We start from the raw sequence: 23,075 nt of genomic DNA, 5'->3' as shown, positions 1-23,075 counted from the left end.
TATCCATATACTAGATACCAACAAATAGAATCACCTTTAGAAAGGAAGATGGTATGAACTCCTCATCCAAGGCTACAGCAGCGCAAGAAACGTCCTGTTTAAAAATATCACATACAGATCCCGATATCTATTCCGCAATTACTCATCGGCTACTTTTTCACTTTTCACGCACGCGTCCAGAGACTCAAATTATCGTCATCTGTGTAGGCACTGATCGCTCCACCGGAGATTCTCTCGGTCCTCTTGTTGGTACTGCATTATCCCGTTTTCATAGCCCGTTGTTTCATTTATACGGTACCCTTGAGGAACCGGTTCATGCCGTCAATCTTGAAGAGACTTTGTCGCTAATTAATGAAAAATATAATAACCCGTTTGTCATCGGAATAGATGCCTGCTTAGGTCACTCTACTAGTGTTGGCTGCATCCAAGTCGTTGAAGGCCCCCTCAGACCAGGAGCTGGCGTAAATAAACAATTGCCGCCGGTTGGGGATATCCATTTGACTGGAATCGTTAATGTCGGCGGCTTTATGGAGTATTTCGTATTGCAGAATACACGGCTAAGTCTAGTCATGCGATTATCTGATATTATCGCTACAAGTCTATATTCTGCTTTAAAACAATGGAACCTACATGCTACTTCTGCTGCAACGCGAGAGTTATAACTTCTTTTTCTTCCGGCGATAAGGCATATTGTGACTCCCCATTTTGCATAGGCTTGGAGTAAATATATGAGTTCTCACGATTATGAAGGCTGGTTAATACAATGCCACTGCTATTGTCATCCAGAATAGCCACCGAGAAGCTCAAATCATTACCACGTTCACCGAAGGCATTATAACGCTTGAGAGCGATATTTGACTTCATACCGCGGATTTTGACTTGGGTAGCTTCTATCAACGCTTTTTGCTCACGTTGTTCTTCTTCCAGCATGTCGCTTTGGTTCTTCAGATCAACCAGAAGGCCTTCCAGATCCTCCACACCGCTTCCTGCCATCATGGCCTCATATTTGCGCCGTATAGTCCGCAGCTTAGCTCCCTGGGCGATTACAGTCACTATCAGTACTAGCATAATTACTACGAAACCAAACACAAACCACTGCAACTGTTCATTAATTAATTGATTCATTTCAGACATGAATGGACCATCCTTTTTATTTATCTGCTGCGGGCATCAGCCATATAACTCATCCATAGCAGCTAGCATTCTGCTTATATTATGCTCTGTTGTATCTACGCCTACACTCGCCCGAACAGCACCACTTTCTAGTGTATCAACAGCCTTATGTGCCAGTGGGGTACAATGCATACCCGCTCTGACGGCTATTTTATACTCACGATCTAGACGGTGAGCTATATTCGCCGATTCTTCCCCATCCACTACAAACGACACAATTCCAGTTCTCGGAGCCCCTAATGTGGGTCCTAATAGTTTAATGTTTGGAATGTGGGACAACCCCTCCATCAGCAGTTGAGTCAGCTTCCACTCTCTTTCGTGGATAACGTTTGTCCCTATCGATTTTACCTTTTGAACACCGGCTAGTAAACCAGCAATTCCTACCGCATTTTGCGTTCCCGCTTCATACCGATCTGGGCGAACAGAGGGTTGTTCACTATTCTCAGATTGACTGCCTGTGCCTCCATGCATTAAGGGCTCGAGATCCAATTCAGGTGATATATAGAGTCCACCAGTCCCTTGTGGTCCAAGCAATCCTTTATGCCCAGGAAAAGCTAATAAGTCAATATTCATCTTTTTCACATCAATATCAAGCGAGCCTGCACTTTGAGCAGCATCTACTAGAAATATAGCACCCTTTGCTTTAGCTAGATCTCCGATTTCACCAATGGGAAGTATACTACCTAGTAAGTTGGAGCTATGATTACAAATTACCATTTTAGTGTTTGGTCGAAACGTTTTGCCCAATTCCTTCAAATCCAATTGACCCGCCCGATCCACCTTCAGATAATCAACACTTATCCCTAGTGACTTACGTAAATATTCCAAAGGTCTCCGCACAGAATTGTGTTCAGTCATTGTAGAGATTACATGGTCCCCTGCTTTGAGCGCACCTCTAATCGCCATATTTAATGCCATCGTAGTGTTTTGGGTAAACGCTATGTCTTGTGCATTAGAAACCCCAAACAACTCCGCCAGCAAACTCCGGGCTCTCACCAACGCCCGTCCGCTTCCCATGGCCAGCGAATAATTCCCTCTGCCAGCATTTGCTCCCGACTGCAAAGCATTCATCATCGCAGCTGCCACCTCTGGAGGTTTAGGCCAGGACGTAGCCGCATGATCCAAATATACGAAGTCTTCCATAACCCCGCTCCTCGTCTCATACTCTTTTTCATTAAGAAGAAATAACGTTGTCACCCTTTATTGATAATAACCTTATCTGTAGAAAATATAAGGATAATATTCAGCTCTACTTTATACACCCTTATATTTTGAAAAAACATACCCCTACTTATCCGATTACGGATAGCTCAGGATATGTTCTTGGCATAGATACCCATTTAGTTACCCAATAATTCCAACAGTCTTTCTAAGTCCTGCGCACTGTAGTAATTCAGTTCAATCTTCCCTTTTTCCTTACCTTGTTTTATCTTAACCGTTGTTTTAAACCGTTCACGCAATACTTCCTCTACATTATCAATATAGGGATCACGTTTAACAACTTTAATCTTTGTACCGTTCGTCGGCTTTCGATCCAGATTTTTCACCGTTTCTTCAAGCTCTCTTACGCTCCATTGCTGTTCCACGCATTGTTCAGCCAATTGTTTAATAACTTCCGGATCTTTCAAGGCAACAATAGCTCTCGCATGTCCCATAGACATTGTTCCACGTGAAACATATTCTTTTACTTCTTCCGGTAAAGTAAGCAATCTTAGGAAGTTAGCGATGTGTGATCTGGACTTCCCAACTTTCAGAGATAGCTCTTCTTGTGTGAGTGAAAATTGATCCATCAAACCTTGATAAGCAACTGCGATTTCCATGGCGTTTAAATTTTCACGTTGCAAGTTCTCAATCAGGGCGATCTCCATAACCTGTTGATCACTTAGATTTCTTACGACTGCTGGAATCGTAGGTTTACCACAATATTGCGAAGCCCGGAATCTGCGTTCCCCGGCAATGATTTCATACCCCTTCAAAACACTCCGTACAATGATCGGTTGAATCACGCCATGTTGTCTGATAGACTCAGCCAATTCCTGGATTGCTTCTTCATTGAAATCCTTGCGTGGTTGATAAGGGTTAGCTCGCAATTGAGCTAATGGGATTTCTACTACCTTATCATCTTCATTAATAGATAAAGAAGGAATCAGAGCATCCAGACCTTTCCCTAAACGTTTACTCATAAGAAATCACTTCCTTTGCCAACTCTAAATACACTTCTGCTCCCTTTGAGCGAGGATCATAAGTAATAATGGATTGTCCATGAGACGGTGCCTCACTTAAGCGGACATTCCGAGGAATGATAGTTCTGTAAACTTTTTCCTGAAAATACTTTTTAACCTCTTCGATGACTTGGATCCCTAAATTCGTACGGGCATCCAACATGGTTAATAATACTCCCTCTATTTTCAAATGCGGATTAAGATTTTTTTGCACTAGACGCACGGTGTTTAAAAGCTGACTCAACCCTTCGAGCGCATAATATTCACATTGAATCGGAATGATTACCGAATCAGCAGCTGTAAGGGAATTGATCGTCAAAATCCCAAGGGATGGAGGACAATCAATGATGATATAGTCATAATTATTTTTAACCGCATTTAAGGCTTTTTTCAATTTCAACTCTCTGGAAATCGTTGATACTAATTCGATCTCCGCCCCCGCTAATTGAATAGTCGCTGGAATGATGTGCAGTCCTTCATTTTGAGTTTCAAGTATCGTTTCTAGAGGATTTACTTCATTAATGAGAATGTCATATATACAATTCGCTACGTCCGCCTTGTTGATGCCAACGCCGCTGGTAGTGTTGCCTTGAGGATCGATATCAACTAGAAGCACTCTTTTTCCTAATGTAGCCATACCGGCACCTAGGTTCACAGAGGATGTTGTTTTACCGACACCGCCTTTTTGATTTGCTATGGCAATAATCTTGGACACTAATTTCACCTCGAATAGTTAGGAAGAATCTTCTCGTAGATCGCAAGTACAAACGGCCAAACTATGTTACTTTATATAGGCTAAAACTCTAAAATGCAGGACTGAGCAATACATCCTGGTTCAAGTCACACAAAAGGCGGCCAATCACTTTAAGGCCGCCTTCAGCTTTTGAAACAATTTATCTTTTGGGGATTTGGATTACAATCTCGTAATGGTCACCACGGTCATTTTCTGACGTTTTGATTTCCATACCTGAGCCTGACACCATATCAATAGATTGACGAATTGTATTAAGAGCTAGACGAACATCCTTGGTATAGGAGACCCGTTTTGACTTTTTAGTTTGTGAGACTTGTTTATAGAAAGCAATACGAGCTTCCGTCTGTTTAACATTTAATCCTTTTGCAATAATCTCTGCCAAAACTTTTAATTGCATTTCCACACTATCCAGTGATAAGAGTGAACGGGCATGTCTTTCGGAAATCTGACGTTCCATCAATGCTGTCTTGACCTCTTCAGGTAAGTGGAGTAAACGAATCTTATTCGCTATAGTCGACTGACTCTTGCCTAAGCGTTGTGCTAAGCTTTCTTGTGTTAATTGATGAAGATCAATTAACTTCTGATAAGCGACAGCTTCTTCTATGGAGGTCAAACCTTCACGCTGTAGATTTTCTATGAGCGCAATAGATGCAGCCTGCGAATCATTGAACTCACGGACAATAGCAGGGATCGTCTCTAAACCAAGCTTTTTAACTGCCCGCCAGCGCCGTTCACCTGCGATGATCTCATATATAGAATCTCGCATACGTACAACAATAGGCTGAATGACACCATGAGTTTTAATTGTCTGACATAACTCATCAATTTTGTCATCATCGAATATAGTCCGTGGTTGGTAAGGACTGCTAACGACCTCATGAACTGGTATTTGTTTGATTTCTTCTCCGCTGCTCCGCTCGTTAAACCCAAATAGCCTGGTAAATTGTTCTTTCATTCCGTTCATAACCACCTAATTTCGTTATAGTACGATCTTCTTGACCTTCTTCACGGAAAGCATATCGTACAGCAATCTAAAACATTCTGATATTATGGAATTACCTGTAATGAACAGGCATCATAATCTCTCCTTCTTTCGAACAAGAGTACAGAGAAGGAGTTATATACAAAATTAAAGTCTACTATGCTATTCTATCACTTTTCTCTACATAATCATATTCTCCGTAAAGACCTATTTTTCCTGCATTTTTACAGGTGCACAACCAAATCAGCTTATAAATCTAATTTTCATCTAAATTGATATTTATCGATTTTTGTTATCATCATCTTCATAAAAAAAGAGCATTCCCTTTGTTCAAAGGGAATGCTCCTAAAGGAACTTTGAGTATCGGCAATGTTTCACGTGAAACATTATTTCATCAATGGCGTTTTGGCAGGAATTCCCGCTTTTCTTGGATATTTAGCTGGTGTTGCTCCTGTCTTACGGATCATAACAATATGTCGATCCGACTCCTCCACTGGTAAGCTGAACGACTCCACTTTGCTGAGTTCAGCACGAAGCTCTTTTAAGCTGTACTTAGCTTCGCTTAATTCCTCTGAAGGATCGCTGCCCTTCATTGCAGCGAACACCCCATCTTTGCGTGTGAAGGGAAGACAAAATTCATTCAATAAAGACAGTCTTGCTACCGCACGTGCTGTAACCAAATCATAGGCATCACGATGAGTGAACTTGCGCGCGACATCCTCTGCCCGCCCATGGATCAATTGTACATCAGTTAATCCCAATGTCGTACTTACATGCTGCAGAAATGAAATTCGTTTATTGAGCGAATCAACAATCGTTAGCTTCAAATGAGGAAAACATATTTTAAGTGGAATTCCTGGAAAACCAGCTCCTGAACCGATATCTGCGAGATTGGTGATCTCGTTAATATCAAGGAAAAAAGCTAATGAAATAGAATCATAGAAATGCTTCGTATATACCTGCTCTCGCTCAGTTATACCCGTGAGATTCATTTTTTCATTCCAGGATACGAGTTCCTTATAATATAGATCAAATTGTGCTAACTGTTCTGCTGTAAGGGATATGCCTCGTTCCTGTAATAGTTGTGTGAATTGAACTTCCGTATTATCCATAGCTTATCCTTTCGCCGCGGTTACCCGGTTGTAATGCTCAAGATATACAAGAAGAATGGAAATATCAGCAGGTGTAACTCCCGCAATCCGAGAAGCCTGCCCGATAGAGATCGGGTGAATCTTAGTCAGCTTCTGCCGCGCTTCCATCGCTAATCCATGGATTTCATTATAATTAATGTCATCTGGAATTTTTTTCTTCTCCATCTTTTGCAGGCGCTCCACATGTTGAAGTTGTTTTTCTATATATCCGGCATATTTAATTTGGATTTCTACTTGCTCCTTCATTTCTGCATCCAGCATCTCTGGAGATGGTGATACTTGATCAACAAAACTATATACAAGCTCTGGGCGTCGCATCAGAACTAGCAAATTACTGCCATCTACAATAGGTGCCGATTCATATTGCGCTAGTACTTGGTTTACATCAACAGGTTTAACCTTTGTTTCTTGCAGACGAACAATTTCACGCTCCACCCGTTCTTTCTTATCTGTGAAGTTATCGAAACGCTCCTGTGTGATCAAACCAATGTCGTAACCGATAGGTGTAAGTCTTAGATCTGCATTGTCATGGCGAAGCAACAAACGATATTCTGCACGTGAAGTAAGCAGACGGTAAGGTTCATTCGTTCCCTTAGTCACGAGATCATCAATGAGTACACCAATGTATCCCTGTGAACGATCTAGAATTACGGGTTCTTTGTCTTGCACTTTGCGTGCTGCATTAATTCCAGCCATAACCCCTTGGCCTGCTGCTTCCTCATAACCGGAAGTGCCATTGATTTGTCCAGCAGTGAACAGACCTGGAAGACGTTTAGTTTCAAGAGATGGCCATAGCTGTGTAGGAACCATTGCATCATATTCAATAGCATAGCCGTTACGCATCATCTCTACCTTTTCCATACCGGGGATGGAACGTAAGATAGCTAGCTGTACATCCTCAGGAAGACTAGTGGACAGACCTTGTACATAGTATTCCGATGTATTTTTTCCCTCTGGCTCTAAAAAGATCTGATGCTTAGATTTATCACTGAATCTTACGACCTTATCTTCTATAGAAGGGCAATAACGTGGGCCAGTTCCTTCGATAATACCTGTGAACATTGGCGCACGATGAAGGTTATCATTAATAATCTGATGAGTAACCTCAGAGGTATACGTTAACCAACAAGGAAGTTGTTCGTTATCGGATGATTTCGTTTCGAACGAAAAGAATTTCGGTTCATCGTCACCTGGTTGAATTTCTGTCTTAGAGAAATCGATCGTATCACGATGTACACGTGGTGGAGTACCTGTTTTAAAACGCACCAATTCAAACCCAAGCTCCCGCAAATTCTCAGAAAGCTTCACGGATGGCTGTTGATTGTTAGGTCCACTTTCATATGTTAGCTCACCCATAATCACTTTACCGCGCAGGTAAGTACCTGTTGTCAGGATAACAGTCTTACTATGGTATTCGGTGCCAGTCTTCGTAACTACACCTACACAACGTCCATCCTCAACGATTAAACGCTCAACCATCCCTTGACGAAGTGTCAAATTAGGCGTTTTCTCCATAGTTTCCTTCATTGTATGTTGATAAAGGAATTTATCAGCTTGTGCACGTAAAGCATGTACTGCTGGTCCTTTACCTGTATTCAGCATACGCAGTTGAATGAATGTCTTATCTATATTGCGGCCCATTTCTCCGCCAAGCGCATCAATTTCACGCACTACATGTCCTTTGGCAGGTCCGCCTATGGACGGATTGCAGGGCATGAATGCAACCATATCCAGGTTAATTGTGATCATTAACGTACTGCAACCCATCCGGGCTGCAGCCAGTGCTGCTTCACAGCCAGCATGACCAGCGCCAATGACGATAACGTCATAGTTGCCTCCATCATAACTCATGTCCTGTTTCCCCCTTGAAATTATATTAAATCGTGAATCTTATTTTCCTAAACAAAATTGTGAGAATATTTGGTCTAACAAAGAGTCAGCTGCAGTATCGCCAATTATTTCCCCAAGCTGTTCCCATGCGAGCCGTACATCGATTTGAATCATATCAATCGGTATATACTGTTCTGCAGCATCGTATGCATCTTGAAGTGATTTATAGGCTTTTTTGAGCAGGGCTATATGTCTCACATTACTCACATATGTCAAGTCACCCGATTCCAGCTTTCCACCAAAAAAGAGTGTCGAAATGGCATCTTCAAGTTTGTCTAGACCTTCCTCTTCCAGAACGGACATCGGTACAATGTTAGACTCCTCAAAAAACGAGAGCAACTTATCCTTATCCAGTTTGGACGGTAAGTCCATTTTATTCATGATTACTAGGCACTGTCTACCGTGTATTTGTTCCATCAATGCCAATTCATCCTCATGCAGCTCTTCATTAGCATTCAGCACAAGTAGAATCAGGTCGGCGTCACTAACTGCCGCTTTGGAGCGCTCCACCCCAATTTTCTCAACAACATCCATCGTTTCACGAATTCCCGCAGTATCGAGCAGCTTAAGCGGTATATTATTTATCGTTATAAATTCTTCTATTACATCACGTGTTGTTCCCGGAATATCTGTTACAATCGCTTTATTCTCACGAGCTAATGCATTTAGCAATGATGATTTACCAACGTTCGGACGTCCGACAATAGCTGTCGTAATCCCTTCACGAAGTATTTTTCCTTCATTAGATGTCTTAAGCAGCTTTGTTATTCCCTCCATAACCTCACTGCTTTTATCTTTAATAAATTCAGCTGTCATGGATTCTACATCATGTTCTGGATAATCTATATTCACTTCAATATGAGCCAGCATCTCAATAAGTGTGTGGCGTAAAGCATGAATTCGATCCGATAAGGATCCGCTAACCTGTTTTAAAGCTACAGAAAAAGCCCGGTCAGACTTAGAGCGAATCAGATCAATAACAGCCTCAGCCTGCGATAAATCGATACGTCCGCCCAAGAAAGCACGCTTGGTGAACTCCCCCGGCTCGGCTAACCTTATCTCCTGCTGCAGAAGTAAGTCCATCACTCTTCTTACAGAAATTACACCGCCATGAGCACTGATCTCTACTACATCCTCGGTCGTAAAAGAACGTGGTCCTTTCATAACGGTTACCAACACTTCTTCCATCTTCTCTCCGTTATCAGGACTGACGATATGTCCGTAATGAACGGTATGCGATTCCGCTTCAGTTAATGGAATTCGGCTGCGAAATAATGGTGCCACTTGGGAAATAGCCTGTGGGCCACTTACCCGAATAATAGCAATTCCTCCCTCGCCTAATGCCGTCGATACGGCAGCAATGGTGTCACTAAGCATGCTGTTTTTCACCCCAAAACTTATATTTTTTGAATAGAAACGTTCTTTTATTTTTAAAAAAACAATGACCCCTTACATTGGTCAAGGAGTCATTGCATCCATATAGTCTTTACTTCAAGGTTATAACGACGCGGCGATTTGGCTCTTCGCCTTTACTGAGGGTACTCACTTGCCGATGATCCTGTAACCTGGAGTGGATAATCTTGCGCTCCTGAGGAGACATTGGCTCCAATACAACCTCTTTACGAGTGCGAATTACACGTCCGGCTAAACGATCAGCCAGCTCTTCAAGCGTTTTTTTACGGCGCTCACGGAAGTTCTCTGCATCTAACACAAGCCGTATAAAACTGTCGGAATAACGGTTAGCTACAATATTAGCCAAATACTGTAGAGCATCGAGAGTTTGTCCTCTTCTGCCAATTAACAGTCCCAAATCTGGACCGGAAATTTGCAGAATCGTGGATTCCTTGGTGTGGACGATTTCTACCTCCACTTCGAGCCCCATGCTCTTAGCGACATCCACAATGAAATGAACGGCTTCTTGGTAAGCTTCCTCCACCGGTTGTCCGGAATCTTGGCGTGGCACACCGCCGATGGCCTCCTGTTTGCTCTCTCTTGCTGACTGTTGAGGCAGTGACGGAGCACTCGCCGCTGATGCCGGTGCGGCTTCGGCTATCAAGGTTAGTTCAACCTTGGCACCTTTCGCACCGATCAATCCCAGGAATCCTCTTGATGGCTGCTCAAGTACGTTGACCGTTACCCGGTCCTTTTGAACTCCAAGCTGGGTTAGTCCCCGTTCTACAGCTTCTTCAATGGTTTTCCCTGTTGCGACGACTTTGCTCATTTTGACTTTTTGGCTCCCTTCGATGACTTGTTGCCGCCTTTGCTCTTCGGAGCAGGACTGGAGTCATCTGTACTTTTTACAGCACTTGCGATTGCCAATTTGTGTTTATCGTTGTTGCGGTATAAGAAGTAGTTCTGAATAATAGTGTAAAGGTTACTGTACACCCAGTATAGTGGCAAGGCTGCAGGGAAGTTGTACGACATAACGAAGATCAGAACTGGATAGATCATCATCATGAACTGCATTGGCCCTTGTTGTTGCACTGGGTTCATTTTGGTCATCATTCTAGTTTGAATAAATGTTGTTAATGCTGCTAGCACTGGTAAGATAAACAGATGATCCGGTTTACCTAGCTCCAGCCACAAGAAGGTGTGCTCCCGTAGATGTGGATTATAGTAGATCGAGTTGTAGAGAGCGATAAAGATAGGCATTTGAACGATCAGCGGTAAACAACCCGCCATTGGGTTAACCTTGTTCTCTTGGAACAAACGCATTGTTTCTTGCTGCACCTTTTCAGGTGTGTCTTTATATTTTTTCTGGATCTTTTGGAGTTCCGGTTGAATGGCTTGCATTGCACGCGAGCTCTTCACCTGTTTAATAGTAAGCGGAAGAATCAACGTGCGGACAATAATAACCATCACAAGTACGGCTAAACCATATTCTCCGTTAAACCAATCTGCAAACTTGTCCAAGGCAATGGCGAAATAATACACTACATTACTTTGCCAGAAGCCTCCATTCTTCAAATCCTCCGTAGTGTGCGTAACAGCAGTCGACGGAGCGCATCCCGACAGAACAGCTAACGACAACACCATTACCGTGATGAGGAGAAACCATTTTCCTCGTCTAGTCTTCATTAGAGACACTTCAAAACCCCTCTCTTAAACATTCCATTCCACCGTAAATCATACCATAATTATGAATACAAATAAACAAGCCTCTTAAGCACCCTTTATTTGCGGGAAGCCTTGAGTAGCTTGGCTTTACGAAGCACATGCAGCACACTTTTTTCGAGCTCTGCATACTCCATGGAAAGCGCTCCTTTTCTTACGATAAACACCATGTCTAAGCCACCTGCAATCTCGGGTTCATGGTGACGGACGATTTCCTTAACTAATCTTCTCATACGGTTACGGACAACCGCGTTTCCGACCTTTTTGCTAACAGACACACCTACTCTAAATCGCTCTACCTCTTTTTTGCCAAACCAATACACTACAAATTGATGATTCGCAAATGACTTCCCATGGCGGTATACACGACTGAAGTCGGCACGGTTTCGTAAACGTAACTTTTTGTGCACGGGAATCTCCTTCATAAAAATCCGGTTTAAGTGTCCCTCCGAATTTTTTCTTCTAATAGTATAGGCATTTGCAAGCAGCCATAAACGACCACATTCACTGTGCTGAAATTAAGCTTCTATATATAGTAGGAAAAATAATTTCAACTTCTCACAAAATATTTCTCAATATACGTTAAATAGCCCCGCAAAGTGTAGCTAGCGCATTAAGCGAGATCCTAGACTTTTGCAGAGCAATAATAATAAAAAGCAGTAAAAAAAGACCACCGCAGTGGTCCCTTAGTGGCCTAACTTACGCACTCAAAACTTTTCTGCCTTTCAAGCGGCGAGCTGCCAGCACTTTACGGCCGTTTTTCGTGCTCATTCTTTTACGGAAACCGTGAACCTTACTACGTTTGCTCACATTTGGTCTAAATGTCGGTCTCATAATTGCACCTCCCTTACAGGAACTTAATTACTGTCATATAAGCAGAAACGGACTAAGCCGTCCTTATAGTAGGGACAGTATCTACAAGAATCATCATTTTTATATATCGAGACATATCCTTACAGAAAACACCTTTATATATTTAAACACATTTTATGAGCAAAAGTCAACCTAGTAACCGGCTTGTTCCTCCCCCTCAAGCTCAGGTGTTTATCCACAACTCTCCCCAGAAAAAAAGTAATCCACAAGATATGACAGTTATCCACCTGTGATCAAAAAATAAAGTCGACTGCTCACAGTTGAGCACAACCTGTGTATAAAATTATCGAACCTTTGGCGTAAAGTGTCGAACCGTAAACAAATTATCAACAATATGTAGTGGTGTTCCTAATAATTGTACACAAGTGCTTGAATTTGTGGATAAAATAGCCCTGCTCATTGAAAAATAAGGGGCGTTTTGCTATGATGGTATTACTTTTGAATGTGAATAGATTTGTTTGTTCTCTTAATTATCAACAAGCTGTGGATAAAGTTGTGAACAAATCAAATTTATCCATATTTTTTTGTCTCTTCATATTGCCTACTGGGGATAAATATCAGCACCAACCTATTTTCTTCGACATTTCCACTTCATGGCTGATGCCACATTTGGAAGATTTAAAGGAGTGACAGTCTGTGGACAGCCATACTTCCGAATTATGGCAACAAATTTTATCGATTATTCAAACCAAATTAAGCAAGCCGAGCTTTGATACCTGGTTTAAGGCTACTAAAGCGATAACCTTCAACTCCCAGGTTCTCATTATCTCGGCACCTACAACGTTTGCTGTAGAATGGCTGGAAAGTCGTTACACCAAACTGGTAGGAGCAACCGTCTACGAAGTCACAGGGAAACAAGTGGATGTAAAATTCGTGATTGAAGAAAGCAAGCCGCCTGAGCTTGTGGTTCAGCAATCCGCTCCGACTCCCGTAGTATCAAGAGAAGAAGCACAAACGCATCTGCTTAATCCAAAGTACACTTTTGACACCTTTGTAATCGGCTCTGGGAACCGCTTTGCGCATGCAGCCTCACTGGCAGTGGCCGAAGCACCAGCCAAAGCATACAATCCCTTGTTTTTATACGGTGGAGTAGGTCTGGGCAAAACCCATTTGATGCACGCAATTGGGCACTATGTCCTGGAACATAACCCAAATAACAAGGTAATTTACATCTCGTCTGAGAAATTCACGAATGAATTTATCAATTCGATCCGTGATAACCGCGGTGAAAGCTTCCGTAACAAGTATCGTAATGTTGACATTTTGCTTATCGACGACATTCAATTCCTCGCTGGAAAAGAGTCTACACAGGAGGAGTTTTTCCATACTTTCAATGCGCTCCACGAAGAACGCAAGCAAATTATCATCTCCAGCGACCGACCACCAAAGGAAATTCCCACACTGGAAGAACGGCTGCGTTCCCGGTTCGAATGGGGCTTGATTACGGATATTCAACCACCAGATCTGGAGACCCGGATTGCGATTTTACGCAAAAAGGCTAAGGCAGAGAACCTTGATATCCCTAATGAGGCCATGATGTATATTGCCAACCAGATTGACACCAATATTCGTGAGCTTGAGGGTGCATTAATCCGGGTAGTTGCTTATTCTTCGCTTACCAACCAGGATGTAACCACTCATTTGGCAGCTGAAGCGCTCAAGGATATTATTCCTTCCAGTCGTCCCAAGATGATCACCATCGCTGATATTCAGCAAAAAGTCGGAGAATACTACAATTTGCGCCTTGAAGACTTCAAAGCACGCAAAAGAACCAAGGCCGTAGCGTTTCCACGTCAAATCGCAATGTATCTATCCCGTGAACTAACGGATTATTCACTGCCTAAGATTGGTGAGGCTTTCGGAGGACGTGACCATACGACCGTCATTCATGCGCACGATAAAATTACACAGGCATTAAAGGTCGATCAGGAGTTGTACAAAGTGGTAAATAATCTTGCGGAGAAAATTAAAAATCCTTCCTAAGAGGAACAAAGAGCCTATACACAATCTATACACATGTGGGTAGGCTTAATTTTATGCTGTTTGGTGGGGTTATCCACATATTCGTCGCCCCTACTACTAATACTATTAAATAACTATAATAATTCATCATGTAAAGACGCGTAATTAACAGACTCAAATCCATCGAAATTCCCAATTTTTCAGCTAGGAGTGAAATCATGAAAATAAGCATTCTTAAAAATGAGCTCAACGAATCCATTCAACACGTATCCAAAGCTATATCCAGCAGAACAACAATCCCTATTTTGACCGGTATTAAACTGGAAGTTAGCCATCAAGGCGTCACATTAACTGCAAGTGATACCGATATTTCTATTCAATCGTTTATTCCAGCAGAGAATGACAGCCACACCATCGTGAAGATAGATCAGCCAGGAAGTGTTGTTCTTCCCGCTAAATTTTTCGTCGAGATTATTAAGAAGCTGCCCTCCAAAGAAATCCACATGGAAGTAAAAGAAGGATTCCAAACGTACATTTCTTCCGGATCCACTGAGATTCAGATGGTAGGTTTAGACCCTGAAGAATTCCCAGTGTTGCCGAGCATTGAAGAGAATGACACGATCTCTCTACCAGGTGATTTGCTGAAAAATATGATTAAACAAACAGCCTTTTCTATTTCTACCCAAGAGACAACTCCGATATTAACGGGTATACTATGGAATCTGAGCGACAATGAGTTTAAGTTTACAGCGACTGACCGTCACCGCTTGGCAACAAGAGCTGCTAAACTTGAAGGCACGGAAAATGTCAATTTCGGAAATATTGTTATTGCCGGTAAAACCCTTAATGAGCTCAGCAAAATTATCCCTGACCAAAATATGCTGGTTGATATTGTCGTTGCGGATAATCAAGTTCTCTTCAAAATCGACAAAGTACTGTTTTATTCACGGATCCTTGATGGGATTTATCCTGATACTTCTAGAATTATTCCAACAACCTACAAAACAGAACTAACTTTAGATACAAAAAAATTAAGCGAATCGATTGATCGTGCTTATTTGCTGTCCCGGGAAGAGAAAACAAATATTGTTCGTATGCAGACGCTTGATCAAGGCGGTATTGAAATTTCTTCAAGCTCATCAGAGCTGGGTAAAGTTCGCGAGGAACTTGAAGTCATTGATTTCAAAGGTGAACCTCTCAAAATATCTTTCAACTCGAAATATATGCTTGATGTATTAAAGGTCATAGAGAGTGAGCAGCTCGTTATTGCATTTACAGGGATGATGAGTCCGATCATTTTGAAACCACTTGACCAAACCAATAGCTTGTATATCATTTTGCCTTACCGTACAACAAATTAATGCCAACATTCATGAACATGTGGATAAGTGGCTGAAAGGATAAAAACCATGAAAAAAATACTTATCCACAGTGGATACATTAAGCTGGACCAATTTCTGAAACTCGCAGATTGTGTATCCACAGGTGGAATGGCCAAAGCTTTATTGCAGGAAGGTCACGTATTGGTCAACGGAGAAGTAGAGGAACGGCGCGGCAGAAAACTTTATCCGGGTGACAAAATTGAAGTGCAGGATAACGGGACCTTTGAGGTTGAAGGCGGAGGAGTAAAAGAGTAGTACGCTAGGGGAGGAACCATTTCGTGTTTGTTAAAAATATCGGTCTGCAGCATTATCGGAATTACGGGCTGCTGCGTCTGGAGAGCCTGGGCGATGTGAATCTGATTCTGGGTCAGAACGCCCAAGGCAAAACAAACCTCATGGAGGCATTGTTCGTCCTGGCGATGACCAAAAGCCACCGTACCTCTAAGGACCGCGAACTTATCTCCTTCGATGCCCCCGGAGATGCAGCTCAGATCGTTGCCGAGGTAGAACGAAAGTATGGCGATCTCAAGCTGGAGCTCACCCTATCTGCCAAAGGTAAAAAAGCCAAGATCAATGGCTTGGAGCAGCGGCGCCTTAGTGAGTTTGTTGGATCTCTGAATGTGGTCATGTTTGCACCGGAAGATTTAGAGATTGTAAAAGGGACCCCTGGTATCAGACGGCGTTTTCTTGATATGGAGATCGGCCAAGTCCAGCCTAGTTATCTATTTCACCTACAGCAGTATCAAAAAATTCTCTTGCAAAGAGGCAATCTCTTAAAGCAATTATGGGGAAAAGAGGCTGCAGGGAAAGAGCTTCTGGAAATCTGGGATGCTCAACTTGTAGAGCATGGTGTTAAAATCGTCAAAAAAAGGAAACAATTCATAAAGAAGCTGCAAATATGGGCTGAAAGCATTCACCGGGGGATTACGAACGGCGGAGAAGAACTGAAATTGCTCTATGTCCCCTCTTTCGGCGATCGGGATGAGGAAGATGAAGCTGTCTTATTAGACAATTTTATGTTAAAGTTATCACAAACGAGAGAACAAGAAATCAGGCGCGGCATGACGCTGACGGGTCCCCATCGGGATGACCTGTCCTTTTTTATCAACGGAAGGGAAGCTCAGGTCTACGGTTCTCAAGGACAGCAGCGTACCACGGCTTTATCGCTTAAGCTGGCGGAAATCGAGCTGATCCATGAGGAAATCGGAGAATATCCTGTGCTGCTTCTTGATGATGTTTTATCCGAGCTTGATCCTTACCGCCAGACCCAGCTTATTGAAACCTTTCAAAGCAAGGTACAGACATTCATTACCGCTACCGGAATTGAGGGTCTAAATGCCGATAAATTAAAGGGCGCCAGCCTATTTCATGTTCATGATGGAAAAGTTGAGTTATAAAAGAGCGGAGGACGATCATGTATATTCATTTGGGCGGGGAGAAGATCATTAGGTCTTCGGAGTTAATTGCTATATTTGATATTTCGATTGAGAAATCTTCCAAGGTATCTAAGCAATTCGTTATTCACTCTGAGCAGGATAAGAAGCTTGAGCGGATTGGCGAAGAGGAAGCAAAATCTATTGTCGTAACTAAAAATATCGTGTATTACTCCCCAATTTCCTCCTCCACTCTTAAAAAAAGAGCCAAAATTTTGCTCGAAATATAACTTGCATTTGGTAACAAAGAGATAATCAGAAAGAAGTAGGTGAAGGCATGTCAATGAATCAACCGACATATGATGAGAGCCAGATTCAGGTACTGGAAGGGCTGGAAGCGGTTCGGAAACGTCCGGGCATGTATATTGGTTCGACTAGTTCTAAAGGTCTCCATCACTTGGTATGGGAGGTCGTCGATAATAGTATCGATGAGGCACTCGCAGGTTATTGTGACCGGATTCAAGTGATTATACATGAGGATAACGCGATCACTGTTATCGATAATGGACGTGGCATACCTGTAGGTGAGAATGTAAAGCTTAAGAAGTCGACGCTTGAAGTCGTAATGACCGTGCTGCATGCAGGCGGTAAATTCGGCGGTGGCGGATATAAAGTTTCCGGTGGTTTGCATGGTGTGGGTATCTCTGTAGTAAATGCCTTGTCTGAAAAGGTCCTTGTTAAGGTCAAACGTGACGGTCATATCTACCAACAGGAATATAGACGCGGTGCACCGCAGTATGATATCAAAATTGTTGGCGATTCAGATGAGACAGGAACGACTACAACCTTTCATCCGGATCCTGAAATATTTACGGAAACCACAGTTTTTGAATATTCGACACTGCTTACTCGTATTCGGGAGCTAGCTTTTCTTAACAAAGGAATCGAGCTTTCGCTTCATGATGAGCGGACGGATGTCACCAACGTGTTCAAATACGAGGGTGGTATCGTTGAATATGTGAAATATTTGAATGAGAAAAAAGAAGCACTACATGAGGATCCGATCTACGTGGAAGGCTCACGCGATATGATCCAAGTTGAAGTGGCTCTCCAATATAACGATTCGTATACTGAGAACATCTACTCTTTTGCGAATAATATTAATACGCATGAGGGCGGAACGCATGAATCCGGCTTTAAAAGTGCGCTGACCCGTATCATCAACGATTATGCTCGTAAAGCGGGAGTACTGAAGGATAGCAATTCGAATCTGACTGGTGATGACGTGCGTGAAGGATTGACAGCCATTATTTCTGTCAAAATTCCAGATCCACAATTCGAAGGTCAAACGAAAACTAAGCTCGGAAATAGTGAAGTGCGGGGTATCGTAGAATCACTGTTCGGAGAGAAATTACAAGAGTTCCTGGAAGAAAATCCAGCAGTATCACGTCGCGTTCTTGAGAAATCACTTTCCGCTTCACGCGCACGAGAAGCTGCCCGTAAGGCACGTGAGTTAACCCGTCGGAAGAGTGCGCTTGAAGTCAGTGCTCTGCCTGGTAAACTCGCCGACTGTTCATCCAAGGATGCCTCGATCAGCGAACTATACATCGTCGAAGGTGACTCAGCGGGTGGATCGGCTAAGCAAGGCCGGGATCGCCATTTCCAAGCGATTCTACCGTTGCGTGGTAAGATCCTAAACGTTGAAAAAGCTCGGCTTGACCGTATTTTATCTAACGCCGAGATTCGCGCCATCATTACGGCTTTGGGCACAGGGATCAGCGATGACTTTGACTTATCGAAGGCTCGCTACCATAAAGTCGTTATTATGACCGATGCCGACGTCGATGGAGCCCATATTAGAACGCTATTACTAACGTTCTTCTATCGTTACATGCGGAAGCTAGTAGACGCGGGTTATATCTATATTGCACAGCCTCCTCTCTTTAAGATTGAGCGCAATAAGGTTATCCGCTACGCAGGCAGCGAGAAGGAACGTGATGATATTATCGCTTCTTTTGGAGAAAATGCGAAGGTTAACGTCCAACGTTACAAAGGTTTGGGAGAGATGAATGCAACCCAACTTTGGGACACAACGATGGACCCAGAGACCCGTATGATGCTCCAGGTTACGATTGAAGATGCGATGCTGGCAGATAGTATTTTTGATACACTTATGGGTGACAATGTTGAACCAAGACGTGACTTTATCCATGAGCATGCCAAGAACGTTAGATACCTTGATGTGTAAAAACAATATTTAATACAACCTCCGGCTTCTATTCCTAACGGAATGAGAACGCTGGAGGTTCTTTGATTTCAAGCTTCTTTTTAGGCTCTTGTAGATTGTTTATTGCGGGTCGAATAAGGGGATTTTCTTGCTTTTACACGTCCATAGGCTACGGCATAGCGATGTATTTTACGATAGATTGATTTATCAGGAAATAATTTGAATACAGCAATGGACGGAAGAGTGTTGACTTCCAGCAGCCACATATCCAGATGTTGATCCATGGCAATATCCAGACCAATCTCTTTGATTCCTGGATAGGCAGATTGAAGCTGTGTCGCAATTTGTATACCCAAAGCTTTTAAGTGATTGATCGTAACTAGGACTTGGGAGGGCGGCATATAGTTTTTTAGTAGAGTACTTACGGAAAGGATACTGCCTCCACTGTGATAATTGGTGACGATTTTTTGAGGGGCAGCTACTCTTCCAAGCATTCCTGTTGTTTCCCATACTCCTGATGGTGTCTTTTGGGTAAGAACCCGAAGATCAAAAGGGCGGTCATGATGACGCAGAAGGTCAATCCCTTTTTGAATCAAATAGGTTCGATTCTGAATTCGTTTCTGTAAATTCTCATACAGCTCTTCTGGTGAGAAAAACACTTCCGCAGTCTTCCCATATCTTAAAATATACAAGATCTGTTCTTCGGGCTCTTCTTTATTAACGTTATCGAGGTCGGTACCGTGTTCAGCTTTCTGTTTGCTAGTGCTAAGAGTTACAGTACGCTGCTCAGCTCTCATTACACCGATACCATAACTTCCTCGATCTGGCTTAATATAGACCATTGTATATAACGCAAGCATCTCCTTAAGAGCATTGACATCGAATTTACGGGTATCAGGCACATATTGCAATAGAGAGTGATTTTGAAGGATGACTTTCGTTTTAGCCCATTTACTTGGGACGCGTTGAATCTTCATTATCTTCCTCCTTATGAGTTTTGTGCAGGAATAGGTCCTTTGGGTTCCTTGTTGTAAAAAATGCAGTGGCAGCATAATCTTTGACAGCTGAAAATCAGGACAAGCTACCTAAACAATGGTATAATATAAGGATATGGGGTTATGCCTTATCGAGCGATATTAGGATAATAAAACCGTGTTTCTTGTCTTTACAGTCTATGTAGTAAAGATATTTGCGGAAAGGGCAAATACCCTGATAAGCGCAAAAAGAAATCAATATTAGAAGATAAAAGGCTATCATGTTTAATTGTGCTGCTTTTGTGAAAGTAATATAATTAAGGGTAGCGGTTTTTTAACTGAAGGAGGTCCAGCAACTCATGGCTGAACAAAATAACCCACAAGTCAAAGATCGGGACATTGGCGTGGAAATGCGTGAATCCTTTATGGATTACGCAATGAGCATCATTGTTAGCCGGGCTTTGCCAGATGTGCGGGACGGACTCAAGCCGGTTCACCGACGCATTTTGTTTGCGATGTCGGAGCTTGGAATGTCTGCGGATAAGCCTCATAAGAAATCTGCAAGAATCGTTGGTGAGGTTATCGGTAAGTACCACCCTCACGGTGACTCAGCTGTCTATGAAACAATGGTACGGATGGCTCAGGATTTCTCGATGCGCTATATGCTTGTAGACGGTCACGGGAACTTTGGTTCGATTGATGGTGATATGGCCGCGGCGATGCGGTACACAGAAGCCCGTCTTTCCAAGATTGCAGGCGAAATGCTTCGTGATTTGAACAAAGAGACAGTTGACTTCGCACCCAACTATGATGGTGAAGAGAATGAGCCGGTTGTATTGCCAGCCCGTTATCCGAATCTGCTCGTAAATGGGGTATCTGGTATTGCTGTAGGTATGGCTACTAATATTCCACCGCATAATCTTGGTGAAGTTATCGATGGTGTGCAGGCGATGATTAAGAATCCTGATATCACGCCAATGGAATTGATGGAGTTTATCCAAGGTCCGGATTTCCCTACGGCTGGATATATTTTGGGTCGTGAGGGCATTCGTCAGGCTTATCGTACGGGTCGTGGTTCAGTAACCATGCGTGCGAAGGCAACGATCGAAGAGAACAACGGCAAGGCTCGCATCATTGTGCATGAGCTTCCATACCAGGTTAACAAAGCAAGATTGGTTGAAAAAATCGCAGAATTAGTACGTGAGAAACGGATCGAAGGTATAACGGATCTTCGAGATGAGTCTGACCGTAATGGTATGCGTGTAGTTGTTGAGATGAGACGCGATGTTAATCCAAATGTAGTATTAAACAATCTATATAAACATACTTCTATGCAATCCACATTTGGGATTAACATGCTTGCCATCGTAAATAACGAGCCGAAAATTCTTAATCTGCGTGATGTACTTTATCATTATTTGCAGCACCAGATTGAAGTTATTCGTCGTCGTACTATATTTGATCTTAAAAAAGCTGAAGCACGCGCTCATATCTTAGAAGGTCTGCGCATTGCGCTTGATCATCTGGATGAAGTGATTGCGTTAATCCGTGCTTCGCGGACAACTGATATAGCCCGCGAAGGATTAATGAGCACCTTTAGCCTCAGTTTAGAGCAGGCTCAGGCTATCCTCGATATGCGGATGCAACGTCTGACCGGTCTGGAACGGGAAAAGATCGAGAATGAATATAACGAATTGATCGTTAAAATTGCAGAGTACCGTGAAATTCTGGCTAACGAGCATCTTGTACTGGAAATCATCAGCAACGAGCTGCAGGATATCCGTGATAGATATTCTGATGAACGCCGGACAGAGATTACGGTTGGTGAAGAAAGTATCCTGGATGAAGACCTTATTCCACGTGAAGAGGTTGTTATCACTATTACACATACAGGATATATCAAACGTCTACCTGTCAGCACCTACCGCAGTCAGAAGCGTGGTGGTCGCGGAGTCATGGGGATGGACACCAAGGACCAGGATTTTGTGGAGCATCTCTTCGTGAGTAACTCTCATAACTATCTGATGTTCTTTACCGATAAGGGTAAAGTATACCGGATTAAAGCTTATGAGATCCCAGAATTGGGTCGTACAGCCCGGGGGACACCAATCATCAACCTGATTCAAATCGAACAAGGTGAGAAGATTAGTGCGGTAATCCAAGTGGAAGATGGCGATAGCGACAAATATTTGTTCTTTGCTACCCGCGAGGGTATCGTGAAGAAGACGCCTCTTGGGGATTATAATAACATCCGTAAAGGCGGTCTTATTGCTATTAATCTTCGTGAAGAAGATTCCCTGATCGAGGTTAAGCTGACTGATGGACAGCAAAATCTCATTATCGGTACAGCTCGCGGAATGTCGATTACGTTCTCAGAGAATGATGTGCGTTCTATGGGACGTAGCGCGACTGGCGTTAAGGGCATTACGCTTGACGGTAATGACCATGTCATTGGTATGGACTGTGTCGATAAAGAGCTTGAGGTTCTGATTGTTACTACCAAGGGTTATGGTAAACGGACACCAGCCGGTGATTATCGTTCCCAGACTCGTGGTGGTAAAGGGATCAAGACCATTAATCTCACAGATAAGAATGGTCCTGTAGTGGGTCTTAAGGTCGTTAAGAAGGATGAAGACTTAATGATCATTACGACTAGCGGTACCCTGATTCGTACCAGCATGGATGGAATCTCTACTATGGGCCGTTATGCTCAAGGGGTTAAGCTGATTAACATCCGCGAGGATGACGCAGTAGCTACCCTGTGTAGAGCTGACAAGAACGAAGAGGATGAATCTGAGGAAGTGGAAGGTCTGGAAGGCTTGGAAGGGCAAGAAGGTCTGGATGAGCAAGATACAGTCGAGGAATCTGGCGATATTGATCAGCCTGAGACTCTGACTGAGGACGAAGACACTGACTTAGAATAGGTTGAATTCAAAAATGAGCAAGGGCTTCTATTCCAGAAGTTCTTGCTCTTTTTGTTGCTTTTTGAATGAGCGAT

The 23,075-nt window shown here is 42.9% G+C and carries 21 protein-coding genes; 8 read left to right on the top strand and 13 right to left on the bottom strand.

Annotation, left to right across the window (positions count from 1 at the left end; all coding sequences use genetic code 11):
- The first annotated feature begins 53 nt into the window (after positions 1–53).
- Positions 54–662, top strand: a complete 609-nt coding sequence (gene yyaC, locus MHH49_RS10005) for a spore protease YyaC (protein WP_036677770.1) — start codon at positions 54–56, stop codon at positions 660–662.
- On the opposite strand, the gene MHH49_RS10000 is transcribed toward yyaC, so the two are convergent.
- The 12 genes from MHH49_RS10000 to rpmH all read right to left on the bottom strand — a co-directional run bounded on the left by MHH49_RS10000 (position 634) and on the right by rpmH (position 12,120).
- Positions 634–1,134, bottom strand: a complete 501-nt coding sequence (locus MHH49_RS10000; protein WP_036677768.1) for a DUF4446 family protein — start codon at positions 1,132–1,134, stop codon at positions 634–636. The two genes, yyaC and MHH49_RS10000, sit on opposite strands and share 29 nt — an antisense overlap.
- 36 nt (positions 1,135–1,170) lie before the next feature.
- The gene (locus MHH49_RS09995) at positions 1,171–2,316 is read right to left on the bottom strand and encodes an aminotransferase class V-fold PLP-dependent enzyme (RefSeq protein ID WP_341138113.1); all 1,146 of its coding nucleotides are present in this window, start codon (positions 2,314–2,316) and stop codon (positions 1,171–1,173) included.
- A 197-nt stretch (positions 2,317–2,513) separates the two neighbouring features.
- The gene (locus MHH49_RS09990) at positions 2,514–3,356 is read right to left on the bottom strand and encodes a ParB/RepB/Spo0J family partition protein (protein ID WP_036677764.1); all 843 of its coding nucleotides are present in this window, start codon (positions 3,354–3,356) and stop codon (positions 2,514–2,516) included.
- Entirely contained in the window at positions 3,349–4,110 is a 762-nt protein-coding gene (locus tag MHH49_RS09985; protein WP_036677762.1) for a ParA family protein, read from the bottom strand. Before MHH49_RS09985 ends, MHH49_RS09990 begins: the two co-directional genes overlap by 8 nt.
- Before the next feature lie 178 nt (positions 4,111–4,288).
- Positions 4,289–5,104, bottom strand: coding sequence for a nucleoid occlusion protein (gene noc / locus MHH49_RS09980; RefSeq protein ID WP_341138112.1), 816 nt, complete (start codon positions 5,102–5,104; stop codon positions 4,289–4,291).
- Positions 5,105–5,517: 413 nt separating this feature from the next.
- Positions 5,518–6,243, bottom strand: coding sequence for a 16S rRNA (guanine(527)-N(7))-methyltransferase RsmG (gene rsmG, locus MHH49_RS09975; protein WP_076105182.1), 726 nt, complete (start codon positions 6,241–6,243; stop codon positions 5,518–5,520).
- Between the two features lie 3 nt (positions 6,244–6,246).
- Positions 6,247–8,133 carry a tRNA uridine-5-carboxymethylaminomethyl(34) synthesis enzyme MnmG gene (gene mnmG / locus MHH49_RS09970; RefSeq protein WP_036677754.1) on the bottom strand — a complete coding sequence of 629 codons (1,887 nt, stop codon included), beginning with the start codon at positions 8,131–8,133 and terminating at the stop codon, positions 6,247–6,249.
- A 39-nt stretch (positions 8,134–8,172) separates the two neighbouring features.
- Entirely contained in the window at positions 8,173–9,549 is a 1,377-nt protein-coding gene (gene mnmE, locus MHH49_RS09965; RefSeq protein WP_076099801.1) for a tRNA uridine-5-carboxymethylaminomethyl(34) synthesis GTPase MnmE, read from the bottom strand.
- Between the two features lie 109 nt (positions 9,550–9,658).
- On the bottom strand, positions 9,659–10,393 hold the full coding sequence (gene jag / locus MHH49_RS09960; protein ID WP_036677749.1) for an RNA-binding cell elongation regulator Jag/EloR: 735 nt from the start codon (positions 10,391–10,393) through the stop codon (positions 9,659–9,661).
- Positions 10,390–11,259 (bottom strand): YidC/Oxa1 family membrane protein insertase, encoded by an 870-nt coding sequence (locus tag MHH49_RS09955; protein ID WP_036677747.1) that lies wholly within the window; start codon positions 11,257–11,259, stop codon positions 10,390–10,392. Before MHH49_RS09955 ends, jag begins: the two co-directional genes overlap by 4 nt.
- 86 nt (positions 11,260–11,345) lie before the next feature.
- Positions 11,346–11,696: a ribonuclease P protein component gene (gene rnpA / locus MHH49_RS09950; RefSeq protein WP_036677842.1), complete on the bottom strand. Its 351-nt coding sequence runs from the start codon at positions 11,694–11,696 to the stop codon at positions 11,346–11,348.
- 289 nt (positions 11,697–11,985) lie between these two features.
- On the bottom strand, positions 11,986–12,120 hold the full coding sequence (gene rpmH, locus MHH49_RS09945) for a 50S ribosomal protein L34 (RefSeq protein WP_036677745.1): 135 nt from the start codon (positions 12,118–12,120) through the stop codon (positions 11,986–11,988).
- A gap of 675 nt (positions 12,121–12,795) precedes the next feature.
- Here rpmH and dnaA point away from each other — a divergent pair.
- The 6 genes from dnaA (at position 12,796) to gyrB (ending at position 19,124) form a co-directional block, all read left to right on the top strand.
- Positions 12,796–14,142, top strand: a complete 1,347-nt coding sequence (dnaA, locus tag MHH49_RS09940; RefSeq protein WP_036677741.1) for a chromosomal replication initiator protein DnaA — start codon at positions 12,796–12,798, stop codon at positions 14,140–14,142.
- Positions 14,143–14,339: 197 nt separating this feature from the next.
- Complete coding sequence (gene dnaN, locus MHH49_RS09935; protein WP_036677739.1) at positions 14,340–15,482, top strand: DNA polymerase III subunit beta; 1,143 nt, start codon at positions 14,340–14,342, stop codon at positions 15,480–15,482.
- Positions 15,483–15,530: 48 nt separating this feature from the next.
- Complete coding sequence (yaaA, locus tag MHH49_RS09930; protein WP_036677736.1) at positions 15,531–15,758, top strand: S4 domain-containing protein YaaA; 228 nt, start codon at positions 15,531–15,533, stop codon at positions 15,756–15,758.
- A 23-nt stretch (positions 15,759–15,781) separates the two neighbouring features.
- Entirely contained in the window at positions 15,782–16,900 is a 1,119-nt protein-coding gene (gene recF, locus MHH49_RS09925) for a DNA replication/repair protein RecF (protein ID WP_036677733.1), read from the top strand.
- A 17-nt stretch (positions 16,901–16,917) separates the two neighbouring features.
- Positions 16,918–17,166: an extracellular matrix regulator RemB gene (remB, locus tag MHH49_RS09920; protein WP_036677731.1), complete on the top strand. Its 249-nt coding sequence runs from the start codon at positions 16,918–16,920 to the stop codon at positions 17,164–17,166.
- A 47-nt stretch (positions 17,167–17,213) separates the two neighbouring features.
- The gene (gene gyrB, locus MHH49_RS09915; RefSeq protein WP_036677726.1) at positions 17,214–19,124 is read left to right on the top strand and encodes a DNA topoisomerase (ATP-hydrolyzing) subunit B; all 1,911 of its coding nucleotides are present in this window, start codon (positions 17,214–17,216) and stop codon (positions 19,122–19,124) included.
- Between the two features lie 80 nt (positions 19,125–19,204).
- On the opposite strand, the gene MHH49_RS09910 is transcribed toward gyrB, so the two are convergent.
- Positions 19,205–20,080 (bottom strand): YheC/YheD family protein, encoded by an 876-nt coding sequence (locus MHH49_RS09910; protein WP_340950140.1) that lies wholly within the window; start codon positions 20,078–20,080, stop codon positions 19,205–19,207.
- Between the two features lie 356 nt (positions 20,081–20,436).
- Between MHH49_RS09910 and gyrA the strand changes: the two genes are divergently transcribed.
- On the top strand, positions 20,437–23,001 hold the full coding sequence (gene gyrA / locus MHH49_RS09905) for a DNA gyrase subunit A (protein WP_341138111.1): 2,565 nt from the start codon (positions 20,437–20,439) through the stop codon (positions 22,999–23,001).
- Positions 23,002–23,075: the final 74 nt, after the last annotated feature.

Origin of the sequence: Paenibacillus sp. FSL F4-0122, from assembly GCF_038002845.1 — a bacterium.
GTDB lineage: Bacteria > Bacillota > Bacilli > Paenibacillales > Paenibacillaceae > Paenibacillus_AQ > Paenibacillus_AQ odorifer.
Note: the sequence above shows the minus strand (reverse complement) of the source record. Positions and strands in the feature narration are given on the sequence as shown.